This window comes from Pseudoalteromonas sp. DL2-H2.2, from assembly GCF_021532535.1.
Taxonomy (GTDB): Bacteria; Pseudomonadota; Gammaproteobacteria; order Enterobacterales; family Alteromonadaceae; genus Pseudoalteromonas; species Pseudoalteromonas rubra_A.
On sequence record NZ_JAKGBD010000011.1, the window covers coordinates 16,671 to 30,768 of the forward strand.

Below are 14,098 nucleotides of genomic sequence, written 5' to 3' on the forward strand. Positions count from 1 at the left end.
TCAAGTTTGTCCACTCTGTTCACAGGGCCCCAGGCTAAAGAGCCGAGTGCAGAGATTAACGAAATGCCAAGTGAGTTGTCACTCAGCACCACGCACAGCAAAGACAAACTCGCTGCCTTCACCGAGTCGACTATTGACCTTTATGTCTGACTTGAGCAGCTGTAATAATCTGGCAGTAATTGCCAGGCCGAGTCCGGCATGGGTTTTTTTGCAGCCTTTGCTGTTACTGGCCTGGTAACGTGCTTCAAAGATATACGGCAGCTCTTTTTGGCTGATCCCAACTCCGGTGTCCTGCACCGCAATGTCGAAACTGCCTGCTTTGGGCGTCACAACAATGGCAATAGAGCCACCAGCGGGGGTATGACGCAGTGCGTTTTCCAGCAGGTTACTCAGTACTCTTTCCAGCTTGGCGATATCTGAGTACACCACAAAGTCGCATTCGGTGGGGGTCACTTGTAATGATACCTGAGCCTGCTGTGCCCTGAGTGCAAATTTGGCGAGCACATCGTAAATAAGCTCCCCCATATTGAAGGTTTCAAAGTGCACCTGGGTTTGCCCGGACTCCAGATGGGCCAGCTCAAAAATTTGGTCGATAAGGTTCTTCAGTTGTGTGCAGTTTTTTAATGCGATGTCCATGTAGCGCTGCATGTCGCCCGAAGCGTCGCATTGGCGCTCAACCAGCTCAAGATAGCCCTGTAAAGAGGCCAGTGGTGTACGCAGGTCGTGCGATAGGTGTGCCAGTAGCTGGCGACGTTGTTCATCTACCGCTGTCAGCTGTGACATTTGCTGATTGATGGTTTGCAGCATGGCGTTGATGCCGTTACCCAGCTGATGAATTTCGTTGTTGTGTTGTTGCCAGCTCAGCAGTGGCACCTGCTGAATATCAAATTTATGCTGCTCCGTGGTGCGAATATACTGAGTGAGGCGCTTTAAGGGTTGAGTCATAAAGCGGAATAACAGGAGCAAAGTAATAAACAGCAGAAGCAGAAAAACGCCCAGCCACACAGCCTGTTTGACCAGCTGATCGGAGCTGTTAAGTTGAGCCACTATCGAGTCGTAAATAGAGGAGCCAATAATGACATACAGGTAGCCCTGTAATTTTTGCTCGTTATACACCGGGGCAACAGAAAATATTTTTTTACCGTCAGGCGAGCGAGGATCGTCTCCATATACTGGCAGCCTGGTGGGCGATTTAATCAATTGCACGAGCGGGCCCAGGTCAATTGACGCGCGCTTGACTGCGCCGGGTTTGGCCGAGTAAGTCAGCAACTTGCCGCCGGGGTCAACAAAATAAAACTCAAACGCCGGGCCCAGCACCATCAAGGTATGAAACAGGTTTCCCAGTGCCTCATAGTCATAAACACCCTGTTGTAATAGCGGGTTATCCTGGGCCAGATGCGCCGCCAGACCAATATGCAGTTGTTGCTCCGCCTGGGCGCGAGACACCGAAGAGAGGTTTTGCGCCCACCAGACGAACACCGAAACGATAAGCATAAACATGGCCGTGATTGTTAATGCCAGGCGATGATAAAGAGACAGTGTCATTGCATTTCCTGCTGAAGTGGTTTGGCATTGAGCTTGTAGCCCACGCCCCACACGGTTTCTATGATGGTGTGTTCGGTGATCTGCTCAAACTTGTTACGAATGCGGTTGATATGAGAGTTAACAGTGTGCTCATAGCCAAGATGATCATAGCCCCAGACCGACTCCAGCAGCTGAGCCCGGGAAAATACCTGATTGGGATGACGGGCAAAAAACAGCACTAAATCAAATTCCGTGGCAGTAAGGTCCACCGGCGTTTGTCTGAGTGTCAGTTCATGAAAGTGCGGATCAATTTGCAGCTGACCAATCACCACCGGGCTGACTGTATTTTCAGTTTGTGGTTGTGGCTCGTGCAGCAGTTTGATGTGTCTGAGCTGGGCCTTCACTCTGGCCTGAAACTCTCTGTAACTAAATGGTTTGCAGATGTAGTCGTCGGCGCCCATTTCGAGGCCTATGATGCGGTCCATTTCACTGCTTTTTGAGGTCATCATGATCACACTGATTTTGGGGTAACGGGTTTTAATCTCCCGACACAGTGTCAGGCCGTCGACTTCAGGCAGCATAATATCGAGTATCACAATGGCATAATGCTGGTGGATCAGTTGTGGCATAACCTTGTCTCCACTGGCAAGGTGATCAACGTCGAGATCTAACTCGTTCAGATGAACGCGTAGCAGATCGGCAATATCGGCATCGTCTTCAACGATAAGCACTTTTTGCTGCATAGCAGGTCTCCGCACCGGTATGGATTACCGGCTGTTGTTGCTCCGTCACCACAACGGTCACGGAGCGGCTCGGAGACTACTTGGTTCTGGTTATGGTAACCGTCATCAATGGGTTGTCGAATTTGTGGCTGCTCGTCAGTACCGACGTTGCCAGCCCGTCGTCCACACCAACCACACCCGGGTGCATGGCTACCTTGTTTAACGCTTCTCTTTCGGCACTAAACCCTGTGCCACCATCGGCCGGACCAGGGATCGTACCCTGAGCTTCACTATTGGCCTCTGTGCCTGCGTCATAGGCATGTGTCGTGTAGGTCATCGCCTGACCAACAGTCATTGCAGACACATCCAAAGCATTAAGACCGGTAAAGCCGTCGTTTGTATTCACCATCATGGAAATCAATGACAATTTTTGTCCATCCAGGGAGTCATGGGTCAGAGTCAGCTCGGTTTTTTGCCCCGGCGCTAAAGGCGCCGCAGCAGAGGTCTGGCTTTGCACTACATCCAGTGCGAGCAAACCACTATTGTCGCCACCTTCAGCCAATACTTCTAATGCATCGCTTGCAGGGGTACCCAGTTGCCAGAACTGACCTTCCTGATGCAGTGCAACACCAATAGGCGATAACGGCTGAGCGTAGGTCAGGTTTGTTGCTGTGATCATTAACTCCACTGTGGTTGGCGTGGGGTCGGTCGGATCCGTTGGATCCGTTGGATCAGTTGGGTCCGTTGGATCAGCTGGGTCCGGGTCCGCAGGATCTGGATCAGCAGGAGCCGGGTCCGCAGGATCTGGATCAGCAGGAGCCGGGTCATCAACCATGCTCATATCATCATCGGGCATTGTGATTGGCATGTTATCGTCGTTATCGCTGCCACAGGCGGCCAGTACTAAGCAAGCCGCAGGCAGGGTGAGTCTGAATAATTTCATGGCAGGCCCCTTACTTAACGGTTACGGTAACTTTGGCAACGGGGTTCAACCAGCGGTGGACCGTATTGTGCAGGTCGCTTTTTCCACCGACCTGTTCATCATCGCCCAGATTTCCGCGATGAATATGTACGTTTGTATCTTCTTCCATCTCCGTCACGCCCATACCCTGAGTACCCGGTGCAACGCCAGGCGATGCGGGTATCCCCGGTGTGCCCGGCGCGCCGGAACCCTCTACAACCAGCTCATTATTCGCTTCAGTACCTGCATCATAGGCATTCAGGTAGATATGATACGTGCCTGGTGCAGTAGGGATAGGCCAGCTGTTCAGACCAACAAAGCCATCATTGGTGGGTAGCATCATGGCCACAATAGACAAGCGGTCATTACCTGCGTCGGTTTCCAGGCTGGTCATGGTCGAGGTAACCGGTGCGAGCAAGCCGCCAGCCGGGTTTTCGGTGGTGTTCGCATTGATGTCTGTGAGTATTTCACTCAAGCCAGTCAGCGAGCCGCCTTCTGCCATAGCGGTAAGTGCGCCTGACGCCTTTTCGCCAGCCTGAAACAACATGGCGTCGCTGGTATGCGCCGTCACCAGCAAAGGGGTAAAGTAGATCCCCTGAGTCAGATTGGTTACTTTCACATCAAGTGATGCAGCGCTGGCTGTACCGGATGCTAATAAAATACCTGTGATGAGGGGGATGATGCGTGTTTTCATAATTTACTCTTGTTGTTTGGATTTGACCCTGACAAGCATGCAGGTAAATTATTGAGGAAGGCTCGCGTAGTTATCACAAAATTATCACAATAGCGTGACGTTTTATTCCCAGGCATTGTTGCTTGCCAAAACGGGCTTGTGTACGACTCTGTTCTTTTGAGTTTTCAGCGAGGTTTTTTTACTCAGTTATCAGAGTGGCCCTGAGCAGCCATAGGCATAAAGTAAGTCAGACTCTGACTGGTGTGTATTTAAACTGTGATTGGTTGAGAAGGAAAAGCGAAGCGCATGTGACAGGAGGCAATACAGAGCAGGGAGTGATCATAAGCCCGCTTTGTAAATTCAACTTAGCGGGCAAGGGTGTTATCAGGCGCTTAGCACAGCCACGATGTTTGTGTGCCCGGACAGCGATGATCTGACCAACAGTAGTAAGTCTTTTCTACACCACCAGCCACTTGAGGTGTCATGTTTGCGGGTACGCCTGCTTTGTCGTTAGATAGGGCTTTCATTGGTTTCTTTTTTAGTTTTAGTAACATAGTTATCTCCTTTGGTTGTTACATCAAATAACCTAGCATAGGCTTGACGTAAAAATAAAGTAAAATATTTCCCTTTTTATATAAGAAATAAATTATTTTATGTTTTAAATAGTCGCATTATCCAACAAAGGCATTCAGCCTGGCTTTATTATCATGACAACGACTTCAGTGTGACGGGGTATTGCTGATGGCTGTAATTGCTGGTCAGAAGAACAAAAAATCGAGAGGTTTGCGCTACAGCCAAAGTGTGCAGTAGAGGTCTAGTGCTCTGGTGTGCACAAGGGTGTAAAACCACCCTTGTGTGACTATATCCACGGGGGTTAGTCGTGCAGCAACAGTTGTTCCAGGTCGCGATGCAGCACGTCGTCATCTCCCAGATTTAGCTCAATCAGGCGCTTGAGGTGGGTGACACTGTCCAAGTCTATCTGATTGCAGTGCACGCCTAGGTGGCCTTCTTCTATATGACGAACCTGAACCTCCATTGCGATTTGAATATCGCTTTGCGGTAAGGCAAAGCGCAAACTGGCTGGCTCATCTTTGAGGGGCACATACCCCACAGGTAACGTCAGCAGGGCGCCATTGAGTGAGAGGTCAATCACTTCGCATTTGTAGTCGCCACTGGCCGTCATAAGCACGGCAAGGTTAGAAAACAGTACGCGTGAAAATCGTCTACGTTCTTTCATCGGTATTCTCTTAGCTTGTTTCTCTATAGCTTAGCCAGTTTTTTGCCGGCTCTCCACTTTGCAAAGCAAATTACAGTTCAGAGCAGGTATAAAAAAGCCCCGAAAATCAGGGCTTTTATCTGGCGTTATGGGTTATCAGCCAATTTTCTTGTATTTAATACGCTTTGGCTCAGCGGCTTCGGCGCCATAGGTCTTTTTCAGCCACTCTTCGTATTCAGTGTAGTTACCGTCGAAGAAGTTTACCTGACCTTCGTCGCGGTAATCCAGAATGTGTGTCGCTATCCGGTCGAGGAACCAGCGGTCGTGCGAGATACACATAACGCAGCCCGGGAATTCCAAAATGGCGTTTTCCAGTGCACGCAGGGTTTCAACGTCAAGGTCATTGGTCGGCTCATCCAGCAGGATCACGTTACCACCTGCTTTTAGCAGTTTAGCCAGGTGCAGTCGGTTACGTTCACCACCGGAAAGTTCTTTTACGAACTTCTGCTGGTCGTTGCCCTTAAAGTTAAAGCGGCCCACATACGCACGGCTGGGTACTTCAAAGTTACCGATTTTCAGAATGTCCTGACCATCAGACACTTCCTGGAACACGGTATTATTGCCGTCCATGTCATCACGGAACTGCTCAACGGTGGCCAGCTCTACGGTTTCACCCAACACAATCTCACCGCTGTCTGGCTGGTGTTGGCCGCTTAACATTCTGAACAGGGTTGATTTACCCGCACCGTTGGCACCAATGATCCCAACGATTGCGCCTTTTGGTACCGAGAAGCTTAAGTTGTCGATCAGGACGCGGTCGCCAAAGCTCTTAGTCAGATTGTTCACTTCAATGACCTGATCGCCCAGACGCGGACCTGGTGGAATAAACAGCTCGTTGGTTTCGTTACGCTTCTGATAATCTGACTGCTGTAGCTCGCTAAACTGTGCCATACGGGCTTTAGATTTAGCCTGACGACCTTTGGGATTAGAGCGAACCCACTCAAGTTCTTTTTCAATTGACTTCTGGCGTGCTTTTTCAGACTTCTCTTCTTGCTTCAGACGGGCATCTTTTTGCTCCAGCCATGAAGAGTAGTTGCCTTCCCACGGAATACCATGGCCACGGTCCAGCTCCAGGATCCAACCTGCAACATTGTCGAGGAAGTAACGGTCGTGGGTAATCGCAACCACAGTACCTTCGTAGTCGTGTAAGAAGCGCTCTAACCAGGCAACCGACTCGGCATCCAGGTGGTTGGTCGGTTCGTCCAGTAACAGCATGTCTGGTTTTTCAAGTAACAGTCGACAAATGGCAACTCGGCGACGTTCACCCCCCGAAAGGTGCTCAATTTTAGCATCCCACTCGGGTAAGCGCAGTGCATCAGCAGCACGCTCCAAAGCGTTGTCCAGGTTGTGACCATCGTGTGCTTGGATAATGGCTTCCAGTTCGCCTTGTTCTTTGGCCAGTGCATCAAAGTCGGCGTCTTCCATTGCGTACTCGGCGTAAACTTCGTCCAGGCGGCTCAGTGCGCGTTTTACTTCACCCACTGCTTCTTCAATGGTTTCGCGCACGGTTTTACTTTCATCCAGCACCGGCTCCTGCGGCAGGTAACCAATTTTAGTGCCAGGTTGCGGACGTGCTTCCCCTTCAAACTCGGTATCGACCCCGGCCATAATGCGTAACAGGGTTGATTTACCCGCACCATTTAGACCGAGCACACCGATTTTGGCACCCGGAAAAAAGCACAGAGAAATATCTTTTAAGATTGTGCGTTTGGGTGGCACGACTTTGCTCACCCGCGACATTGTATAGATATATTGAGCCATGAATTTCGCTTCTCTTTGTTTAGATGTGGTTATTTTAGTGAATGCGGTGCATGGGGGCAATGTTTGTCTGGCATACTGCATTAAAGAAGCAATCAATTGTTGTTTTATTTACTTTTGTTATTTTATGTTTCAGCTTGTTTTCGTCTGGTGGCTTTATTACTCAATCTTGAATTCAACTTGCTTGATTTTTTTAACTTTATAATTGTTAGGGCATTATTGACCTGTTTTGAATCGGGGGAACGGGTATTATGTGTCTAAGCTTGATAAAGCTACGACATGGAGTTGTAAACATGTGATGCGATATTTGCACCAGCGCACATCACGTCCAGTGGGTGTATCACTCAATGAATTGAGACAGCAAACCACCCATTTTTAGCGCACTAACACTTGGTCCGCTCTCGCATCAACCCAATAACCAAAAAATGATAGTGACGAAAGACGTCTGCGATGACACAGCATGCTAGTGGCTGTCTGTCAGGGATCGTTCTGTTTAACAAATGACTTCACAGTATAAGGAAAACGATGAAGCAATTTATGCACGCACAGTCGCGGCTTACGCCGCAACGAAAAACGCCTTTGGGTGCCGATATTCTCCGCTTTGCCCGGCGTCTTCGAGGTTATACGCAGGCCGAGTCGGCTGCGCACTATGGTGTTGAGGAGCGTACATTGAGGCGTTGGGAAAACAAAGAGTACAGCCCCAGATGGAACGATGTAGTCGGTCTGGTTGAGGATGTGTACTCGCTCGATATTTTAGAAGTAATAGGAAAGATCAATGATGATGACACAACCAACCATTAAGCAGCTACGCACCGCCTTAAAGCGCTGGGGTCGATTCTGGCGTGCCAAAGAGCTGGGTAAAGGGTTTAGCCGTCAGGCTGTGACCGAACGGGTAGGGGATTCTGGCGCAGGCTATATTAGCAGCGACATGATGACGGTGCCTGAAGAAATTGAAACGCTGACACAATGTATAGCCAGGCTGCGACCTGAGTGTATTCGGGCGCTGCGGGGCAAATATCTGGTTGAGGGGGATATTGCCCTGGTTGCCAAAACACTGGGGTTTGACTCCAAGCGGTCGATGGAGTTTTGGCTGGTGAAAGCAGAAAGAAGCCTGCTCCAGAGTTTATGTCATCCATAAGGAGCGAATATGACCATTATGAACACGGTTGAACAGTTAAAAAAGCATGAAGGGTTTCGCCGTTTCCCCTACTACTGCACAGCGGGCAAGCTGACTATCGGCTATGGCAGAAACCTGGAACAGAATGGCATTGCTGAGGAAGAAGCGGAACAGTTGCTGGCACAGGATGTGGCTAACGCACAGGCCGGTGTGCGGCGCCGCATAGACATTGTGCACTGCAATGAGGCCAGACAGGCGGTACTGACCAATATGGCGTTTAATTTAGGCGTGCAGGGATTGCTGGGCTTCAAAAAGATGCTTGAGGCAGTGCAAAGTGGCGACTTTGAACGTGCGGCACTGGAAATGCTGGACAGCCGCTGGGCTCGCCAGGTGCCTGAGCGGGCGCAGGAGCTGGCTCAGCAAATGCTCAGTGGCCAGTGGCAGTCCTAAATTGCGGGGGTAACTATGAATGAGGAGGTGGCCAAACCATGCAAGCCGATCAATGGCAAATGAAAAAGGAGCTGAATCTGGCTCATATCCTGACCACCATTGCACTAGTGGTGTCGGGCATTTTATATCTGAACGATCTGGATAAACGGATCACCACAAACTCACAGGAGCTGGCACATCTAAAGCAGATCCGCAAAGAGGACCAGAAGCGCATCGAAAAGCGTCTGGATTCTATCGATAAAAAACTCGACGCCCTGTTGAGTGCAAAACGCAATAACGGCTAGCTGAAGGCACAGTCGATGCAGCACATCTGCATCAGGTTGCACCGCCGAAGCATTCTGCCTCGTCCTTTAAATGACTGAATTGACCTGAACAATATTGTCCGGGCGGGACGATTTTGCCTGAGGAATTGATCTATGAATACTGCGATTGATCTATCACGCCTGGCCCCCCCGGCGGTGATAGAAACACTGAATTACGACGAAATCCGCCAAGCGCTCATAAGCGCCATTACCGAACGCCTGCCTGAACATACGCTTTTGGCGTCTGATCCGGCAGTCAAAGTCCTGGAGGTTGCCGCTTATCGGGAATTACTGTTAAGGCAAAGAGTCAACGACGCTGCCCAGGCTGTGATGCTGGCCTTTGCAGCGGGAAGCAACCTGGATCACCTGGGTGCCCTGTTTGGCGTTGCCCGCTCTCCAGAGGAGAGCGATGAACGTTACCGTGCCCGCATTCCACTGTCATTAGAAAGCCACAGCATGGCTGGCACCAATGGGGCTTATCAGTTTCAGGCGATGTCGGCTGACCCGCGAGTGCGGGATGTGCATGTGGCCTCACATACGCCGGGTGTAGTGGAGGTCACAGTGCTCACGGATCTGGGGGCAGATCAGGCGGCGGTGCAGGCGGCGGTGTCGGCACACCTGAACCATGAAGATGTTCGGCCACTGACTGATCAGGTGCAGGTAACGGTTACACGACCAACCAATGTGGTGGTTGACGCACATATTTACCTTAACCCGGGTGTGAATGAGACTCAGGTCAGGCTGGCAATTGATACGGCTATGGACGATTTCAACCGCGCACATACCCGCCTGGGCAAAGAGATCCCCCATTCGGCCATTATCGATATGTTACACCAGGGTGGAGTGCGCAAAATCAAGCTGTTGTCGCCGTCGGATGACATTGTGCCTGAGGCAACTCAGGCCATGAGTTTATCACTGCAACTGTCGTTTTTATAGGAGAGGGGTAATGACTGCGACAACACAATTATTACCGCCCGGCGCAAGCGCACTGGAACGTGGCTTGAGCGAAGTAACACAGTGCACCGAGCGTGGGGTTGTGCCAGAGCAGATAGCCAAACTGTGGGATCCGCAGACCTGCCCGGAACCTCTGTTGCCCTGGCTGGCCTGGGCACTGTCGGTGGATGAGTGGGATGAAAGCTGGCCGAGCGAGACCAAGCGGGCATTGATCGCCCGCTCTGTGCCAATTCACAAACACAAAGGAACGGTGGGATCGGTTAAGCGGGCACTGTCCTCACTCGGTCTGGAGCTGGAGTTTTTCGAGTGGTTCGAGGACACCGATGATGTCTATCTGGCCCCGTACTTAAGCAAGGAGCCGCATACCTTTGTATTTATTGCGTGGGCCAATGCGCTGCCTTACACCAGCCGGGCTATCAAGCTGGACCAGGCGCTGTACGACGCCATTTACCGGGTGACTAACCAAACCAAGCCGCAAAAGGCCCATTTTGATTTTCTGGTTGGGATGAAAATGGCAAGTCATGCGGCGGCAGGCGCAATCGTTCACCCGATCACACACAAGCGGATGTATGCGGCGGTAGAGCCCTGTATTGGCGACAAAGCCAAACAGCGAGACAGCCGGGTCGGTCTGTCTATGGCTGCCAACTTATCGCGCACCCGCTATCAGGTGCTCAGGCATCATGCTGAGGTGGACAAAGCGCGCCACCGTGGCGCACATGGTGAGTTGCCTATGGCCGCCAATTTATCGCGCACGCGTTATCAGGTGCTCAGACAGGTTATCGAGAGCGCCAAAGTGCGCCGCTGTCACTGGCGCGGTGCGCTGGGTCAGACACTGAGCATTACCCGCAAACCGCTTCAGGTGGTTCGTTTCAGGGGGCTTACGGATCAGCGTATTCCCGATCATTTTATTAATAGTACCAGTTGCGCTGCGCCGTTGCTGCACATCAGCCGCCGTCGGGTGAGTGCTGTGCGTTGCTATGGCACGCTTGGCGCATCTACTTAAAGGAGTTAGGACTAATGAGTATTTTGTTACAGCCCGTGATCACCTCGGCGGGTTTATCGGCGCTGTTCAGGGCGCAACAAGGCGGCTTTAAGGCCAAAATCAGCAAAGTGGGCCTGGGCAGCGGCAGCTATCAGCCACATGAAGGGATCACCCGCTTGCAGGACGAAAAGTACAGGCTGGACCTGGCCAGTGCCAAAACCCTGGCTGATGACAAACAGCTTCATCTGACCGTGCGTGATGCCGAACAGGTTGAGGGAGACGGATTTTTCGTCAACGAAATTGGCTTTTACACCGAAGAGGAAGTGAATGGAGAGATCCAGTATGTGCTGTTTGCAGTGTACTCCTCCGATGAACCCATTGCCTATAAATCCAATGATATTGAGCTGTTGCTGGCGTTCGATTTAACCCTGACAGGGGTGCCTGCCGACTCGATCACGGTGATCGATCAGGGTGTGGAGTTCAACATTTTGGTGGCGCCGGAGCTGGCCAAAATGGGCGCAGCACAAATTGGCAACATGAACCGCCATCTTAAACTGAAATTTGCACTGATGGACAACGGGGTGCTGTAAGCATCCGCTCAGCGCATCAAAAGGAAGCAAGACAATGACAGAACATAACCCATTCGCAAAAAATGCGCCGCAGCGCGCACAACAGCTGGCCGAGGAAGCCATTAAACTGCTCAAACAAGCCAAAGCATTGCAACACCAGGCGCAGGTGGATGCTGCCCGGGTGCAGGGATATCAGCAACACAGCGATGGCCTGGCTTTTCAGTTTCTGGCTGCCTGCGCGGAATACGGCGAACACAGCCCACAGGCGGGCAAAGCCCGTGAACGCTGGCTGGGGGCACGTAACGCCATTAAAGCACAGTTTCCAAGAACGTAATTTTCAAAAGCTCTTTACCTAATTTAAAAACATTTTTTAAACCTAAGTTTTAAACCCAAATTTAAACGGAGAAAAATATGGCATTAGAACAGGATATTGCCAATCTGGTTGCAGCCTCTGAGACGCTAACCAGCACGGTCGATAATAAAATTCAGAGTATTGATAGCGCGCTCAGTGCGGCTATTAGTGCTTCACAGAGCAAGACGGATCAGCATTTGGCAAAGGTGGATACTGCCTTAAGCAAGTATTTGGATACTCAATCGCATTTTCGGGTTTCCAGAAATCAGGCTCTGGTACCAGATAACAAGGGAGAATTTCCGGCGTACTGGGACTCTGGGAATTTGAAAAGAGCGACACTCCTTGAAACGGTACAGACGCATCAAAAAGCAGACACTAGAAGTGAGTTAGCACGTGAATTTTTGCGAGCGGTGAACTCAGATACGCAATATTTTGCGGGTAATTTCAATATATGGGAGCTGGAATACTACCCCTATCGTGAGGTCACAGTTGATAACCAAACAAGAAAGACTTATGCGTACTTAATGTACCAGTATTTTCGTCGTCCTACGCACATGACAGTAGCCGCAGTGGTTAAACATATTCGCGGGATCGTACCCACTGGTTCTTGGTGTCAAGGGCTCAGAGCCAATGAACCGGCGAAGATTTGTGGGGGGGAGCTTGCACCTGACGGTCGGAACAAATACTCGCACTGTGTACCAACGGCCCATGGTATGACGCTGGATAGTTCTGAAACCCTAGTCATTCAGGTTGCGCTGCCTGCCGTTGTAACGGGTAAAGTGCAGCTCGATTCTGGCTGGGGACAATTCCCTCATGTCGGGCATAAAGATCTGTCTGCATACGATTATCACCCAACAACAATGTTTCCATAGGAGAGCGCAATGGCTAAGTTAATAGTAAACAACCAAGTTGTTGAGCAACATATAGATCCGACCAAACCGCTTAGTATTGTTGCACAATACGTTGCAGAGTTTTATGGCAACGGCTGTGAATTTTCAATAGAGCTAAGCGACTCAGAACAGCAATTGAAAGATCGTCTTCAGATCCGCAGCGAGCTGGAAAAACAAGTAGCCGATACCCAGTCTTTGCTTGGCACAACGTCGGACACCACCCACCTGTTGCTCAACGAACTCAGTGGGTTTGTGAATAAACTGGTTGCGGCAAGCTCGCTGGAGGACGTTATCAACTCGGCGAAGGATATCCAAACTGCCATTGGTGATATTGAAGGCCAGGTGGCAACGGGTGAGCTGACCTTCCCCTATCAAACCAAAGGTCTGGCGTCAGTTAAGCAAGAGATACTGGAACGCGCCAACGGTGTTAACAACCTGCTTAGTGACTAATCCCCTTACCACCTTCAGGGCTTCACGCCTGAACACCTGATTTCCAGGTATCCTTTTTTAAACGTATTGATAAAAATCAAACTCTATCGGAGAGAACGATGGCATTAGAACATGATATTGCCAGCCTGGTTGAAGCGTCTGAAGCGCTGGCCAGCACAGTAGATAATCAAATTGAGAGTATTAATAACACCGTCAGCAGCAAAATGACGGAAGTGAATAACTTTGTTGCACAGCAAAAGGCCCGAGTGGATAGCTCTTTAGATGATTTAACGATCATTGGTGATGGAGAGCGGGGCACTTTGTCCATGGGGATTGCACACTTTTTTACAAGTGGATATGGCTCTACAAATGTGCATTTGCGCTTGCCTCTAAATGTAGAAGTAGATACTGAAATGTTTCACCTCAAAGTGCGTGGATATGCATATCACGAAGCGAAGGCCATTGATGCCACTTTTGTAGGCTACGCTTATGCACACGTGGATAATTTGGTTCAAGAGCAAGCAACGGGCACGCACTTACCTACTTTGTATGTCGGCGAAGATAAGCATGTCTATTGTCGCTTATCTTTCGAAAAAAAGCACTACGCAATGTTTAGCGTGGATGCAATGAGAGTAGGTAGCGGTCGGCTGTTAAAAGCGGGCGACATTCGAGTTATCGAGTCAGATGAAGAGCAAGTTTCAGGAGACGACCATGCAGGATAACAACTTGAATGAAAGTCCAGAGCTAGTAAATGATGATAGGGCCGTGCAGGTAAAAAATTCACTGCGCAACAAAATTAACTATTATGTTGCGGATAGTGCCTCACTGACCGGCACGGCTACCGACATTGCCCACGTTTTACTGCATGAACTAAGCGGCTTTGTCAATAAACTGTCAGAAGCCCGGGATATGGACGAGGTTAACGCGTCGGTAGTGTCTATGAAACAAGCCATTGGTGATATAGAAACCAAAGTTGACAACAACGAGTTACGTTTTCCTTATCAGGTCAAAGGGCTGGATACCGTGAAAGAAGAGGTGATTGAGCGCGCAAACGGTGTTAGCGAGCTTCTGTAAGTTGCTTGCATTTTAGCTTTTTCTTTCCTTTTCCCCTGCTTGTTTTCATCTATTTTATCGGAGCT

19 protein-coding genes are annotated in these 14,098 nt (G+C 50.1%); 12 read left to right on the forward strand and 7 right to left on the reverse strand.

Annotation, left to right across the window (positions count from 1 at the left end; translation table 11 throughout):
• Window positions 1–78 precede the first annotated feature (78 nt).
• From L1285_RS17305 to ettA, 7 genes are all read right to left on the reverse strand, one after another.
• A complete protein-coding gene (locus L1285_RS17305) occupies window positions 79–1,545 on the reverse strand; it encodes a sensor histidine kinase (RefSeq protein ID WP_235413396.1) in 1,467 nt (488 codons plus the stop codon).
• Window positions 1,542–2,267, reverse strand: coding sequence for a response regulator transcription factor (locus tag L1285_RS17310; protein ID WP_235413397.1), 726 nt, complete (start codon window positions 2,265–2,267; stop codon window positions 1,542–1,544). The genes L1285_RS17305 and L1285_RS17310 overlap by 4 nt, the downstream gene beginning before the upstream one ends.
• Window positions 2,268–2,343: 76 nt before the next feature.
• Complete coding sequence (locus L1285_RS17315; RefSeq protein ID WP_235413399.1) at window positions 2,344–3,189, reverse strand: spondin domain-containing protein; 846 nt, start codon at window positions 3,187–3,189, stop codon at window positions 2,344–2,346.
• A gap of 10 nt (window positions 3,190–3,199) precedes the next feature.
• Complete coding sequence (locus L1285_RS17320; RefSeq protein ID WP_235413400.1) at window positions 3,200–3,901, reverse strand: spondin domain-containing protein; 702 nt, start codon at window positions 3,899–3,901, stop codon at window positions 3,200–3,202.
• Window positions 3,902–4,272: 371 nt separating this feature from the next.
• Window positions 4,273–4,434, reverse strand: coding sequence for a hypothetical protein (locus L1285_RS17325; RefSeq protein WP_155946259.1), 162 nt, complete (start codon window positions 4,432–4,434; stop codon window positions 4,273–4,275).
• 320 nt (window positions 4,435–4,754) lie between these two features.
• Window positions 4,755–5,117: a PilZ domain-containing protein gene (locus L1285_RS17330; protein ID WP_235413402.1), complete on the reverse strand. Its 363-nt coding sequence runs from the start codon at window positions 5,115–5,117 to the stop codon at window positions 4,755–4,757.
• A gap of 135 nt (window positions 5,118–5,252) precedes the next feature.
• The gene (ettA, locus tag L1285_RS17335; protein WP_138550321.1) at window positions 5,253–6,917 is read right to left on the reverse strand and encodes an energy-dependent translational throttle protein EttA; all 1,665 of its coding nucleotides are present in this window, start codon (window positions 6,915–6,917) and stop codon (window positions 5,253–5,255) included.
• Between the two features lie 522 nt (window positions 6,918–7,439).
• On the opposite strand from ettA, the gene L1285_RS17340 reads away from it, so the two are divergent.
• The 12 genes from L1285_RS17340 to L1285_RS17395 all read left to right on the forward strand — a co-directional run bounded on the left by L1285_RS17340 (window position 7,440) and on the right by L1285_RS17395 (window position 14,033).
• Window positions 7,440–7,715, forward strand: a complete 276-nt coding sequence (locus L1285_RS17340) for a helix-turn-helix domain-containing protein (protein ID WP_046005594.1) — start codon at window positions 7,440–7,442, stop codon at window positions 7,713–7,715.
• Window positions 7,690–8,052, forward strand: coding sequence for a hypothetical protein (locus L1285_RS17345; RefSeq protein ID WP_235413404.1), 363 nt, complete (start codon window positions 7,690–7,692; stop codon window positions 8,050–8,052). The genes L1285_RS17340 and L1285_RS17345 overlap by 26 nt, the downstream gene beginning before the upstream one ends.
• Before the next feature lie 9 nt (window positions 8,053–8,061).
• A complete protein-coding gene (locus L1285_RS17350; protein ID WP_235413405.1) occupies window positions 8,062–8,481 on the forward strand; it encodes a glycoside hydrolase family protein in 420 nt (139 codons plus the stop codon).
• A 38-nt stretch (window positions 8,482–8,519) separates the two neighbouring features.
• Window positions 8,520–8,765 carry a hypothetical protein gene (locus L1285_RS17355; RefSeq protein WP_046005597.1) on the forward strand — a complete coding sequence of 82 codons (246 nt, stop codon included), beginning with the start codon at window positions 8,520–8,522 and terminating at the stop codon, window positions 8,763–8,765.
• A 132-nt stretch (window positions 8,766–8,897) separates the two neighbouring features.
• Window positions 8,898–9,719, forward strand: a complete 822-nt coding sequence (locus L1285_RS17360; protein WP_235413407.1) for a baseplate assembly protein — start codon at window positions 8,898–8,900, stop codon at window positions 9,717–9,719.
• A 10-nt stretch (window positions 9,720–9,729) separates the two neighbouring features.
• Complete coding sequence (locus tag L1285_RS17365; protein ID WP_235413409.1) at window positions 9,730–10,740, forward strand: phage tail protein I; 1,011 nt, start codon at window positions 9,730–9,732, stop codon at window positions 10,738–10,740.
• A gap of 14 nt (window positions 10,741–10,754) precedes the next feature.
• Window positions 10,755–11,309, forward strand: coding sequence for a phage tail-collar fiber domain-containing protein (locus L1285_RS17370; protein WP_046005599.1), 555 nt, complete (start codon window positions 10,755–10,757; stop codon window positions 11,307–11,309).
• A gap of 34 nt (window positions 11,310–11,343) precedes the next feature.
• On the forward strand, window positions 11,344–11,622 hold the full coding sequence (locus L1285_RS17375; protein ID WP_235413411.1) for a hypothetical protein: 279 nt from the start codon (window positions 11,344–11,346) through the stop codon (window positions 11,620–11,622).
• 77 nt (window positions 11,623–11,699) lie between these two features.
• Window positions 11,700–12,512 carry a hypothetical protein gene (locus L1285_RS17380; protein ID WP_235413413.1) on the forward strand — a complete coding sequence of 271 codons (813 nt, stop codon included), beginning with the start codon at window positions 11,700–11,702 and terminating at the stop codon, window positions 12,510–12,512.
• A gap of 9 nt (window positions 12,513–12,521) precedes the next feature.
• Window positions 12,522–12,980, forward strand: a complete 459-nt coding sequence (locus L1285_RS17385) for a hypothetical protein (RefSeq protein WP_235413414.1) — start codon at window positions 12,522–12,524, stop codon at window positions 12,978–12,980.
• Between the two features lie 98 nt (window positions 12,981–13,078).
• The gene (locus L1285_RS17390) at window positions 13,079–13,681 is read left to right on the forward strand and encodes a hypothetical protein (protein ID WP_235413415.1); all 603 of its coding nucleotides are present in this window, start codon (window positions 13,079–13,081) and stop codon (window positions 13,679–13,681) included.
• Window positions 13,671–14,033 (forward strand): hypothetical protein, encoded by a 363-nt coding sequence (locus L1285_RS17395; protein WP_235413417.1) that lies wholly within the window; start codon window positions 13,671–13,673, stop codon window positions 14,031–14,033. Before L1285_RS17390 ends, L1285_RS17395 begins: the two co-directional genes overlap by 11 nt.
• Window positions 14,034–14,098 lie beyond the last annotated feature (65 nt).

Coding starts and splice junctions, on each gene's coding strand:
- L1285_RS17315 (WP_235413399.1), bottom strand. CDS start 3,189: ATGAAATTATTCAGACTCACCCTGCCTGCGGCTTGCTTAGTACTGGCC.
- L1285_RS17385 (WP_235413414.1), top strand. CDS start 12,522: ATGGCTAAGTTAATAGTAAACAACCAAGTTGTTGAGCAACATATAGAT.
- L1285_RS17395 (WP_235413417.1), top strand. CDS start 13,671: ATGCAGGATAACAACTTGAATGAAAGTCCAGAGCTAGTAAATGATGAT.
- L1285_RS17350 (WP_235413405.1), top strand. CDS start 8,062: ATGACCATTATGAACACGGTTGAACAGTTAAAAAAGCATGAAGGGTTT.
- L1285_RS17375 (WP_235413411.1), top strand. CDS start 11,344: ATGACAGAACATAACCCATTCGCAAAAAATGCGCCGCAGCGCGCACAA.
- L1285_RS17345 (WP_235413404.1), top strand. CDS start 7,690: ATGATGATGACACAACCAACCATTAAGCAGCTACGCACCGCCTTAAAG.
- L1285_RS17365 (WP_235413409.1), top strand. CDS start 9,730: ATGACTGCGACAACACAATTATTACCGCCCGGCGCAAGCGCACTGGAA.
- L1285_RS17305 (WP_235413396.1), bottom strand. CDS start 1,545: ATGACACTGTCTCTTTATCATCGCCTGGCATTAACAATCACGGCCATG.
- L1285_RS17355 (WP_046005597.1), top strand. CDS start 8,520: ATGCAAGCCGATCAATGGCAAATGAAAAAGGAGCTGAATCTGGCTCAT.
- L1285_RS17340 (WP_046005594.1), top strand. CDS start 7,440: ATGAAGCAATTTATGCACGCACAGTCGCGGCTTACGCCGCAACGAAAA.
- L1285_RS17330 (WP_235413402.1), bottom strand. CDS start 5,117: ATGAAAGAACGTAGACGATTTTCACGCGTACTGTTTTCTAACCTTGCC.
- ettA (WP_138550321.1), bottom strand. CDS start 6,917: ATGGCTCAATATATCTATACAATGTCGCGGGTGAGCAAAGTCGTGCCA.
- L1285_RS17310 (WP_235413397.1), bottom strand. CDS start 2,267: ATGCAGCAAAAAGTGCTTATCGTTGAAGACGATGCCGATATTGCCGAT.
- L1285_RS17325 (WP_155946259.1), bottom strand. CDS start 4,434: ATGTTACTAAAACTAAAAAAGAAACCAATGAAAGCCCTATCTAACGAC.
- L1285_RS17380 (WP_235413413.1), top strand. CDS start 11,700: ATGGCATTAGAACAGGATATTGCCAATCTGGTTGCAGCCTCTGAGACG.
- L1285_RS17360 (WP_235413407.1), top strand. CDS start 8,898: ATGAATACTGCGATTGATCTATCACGCCTGGCCCCCCCGGCGGTGATA.
- L1285_RS17390 (WP_235413415.1), top strand. CDS start 13,079: ATGGCATTAGAACATGATATTGCCAGCCTGGTTGAAGCGTCTGAAGCG.
- L1285_RS17370 (WP_046005599.1), top strand. CDS start 10,755: ATGAGTATTTTGTTACAGCCCGTGATCACCTCGGCGGGTTTATCGGCG.
- L1285_RS17320 (WP_235413400.1), bottom strand. CDS start 3,901: ATGAAAACACGCATCATCCCCCTCATCACAGGTATTTTATTAGCATCC.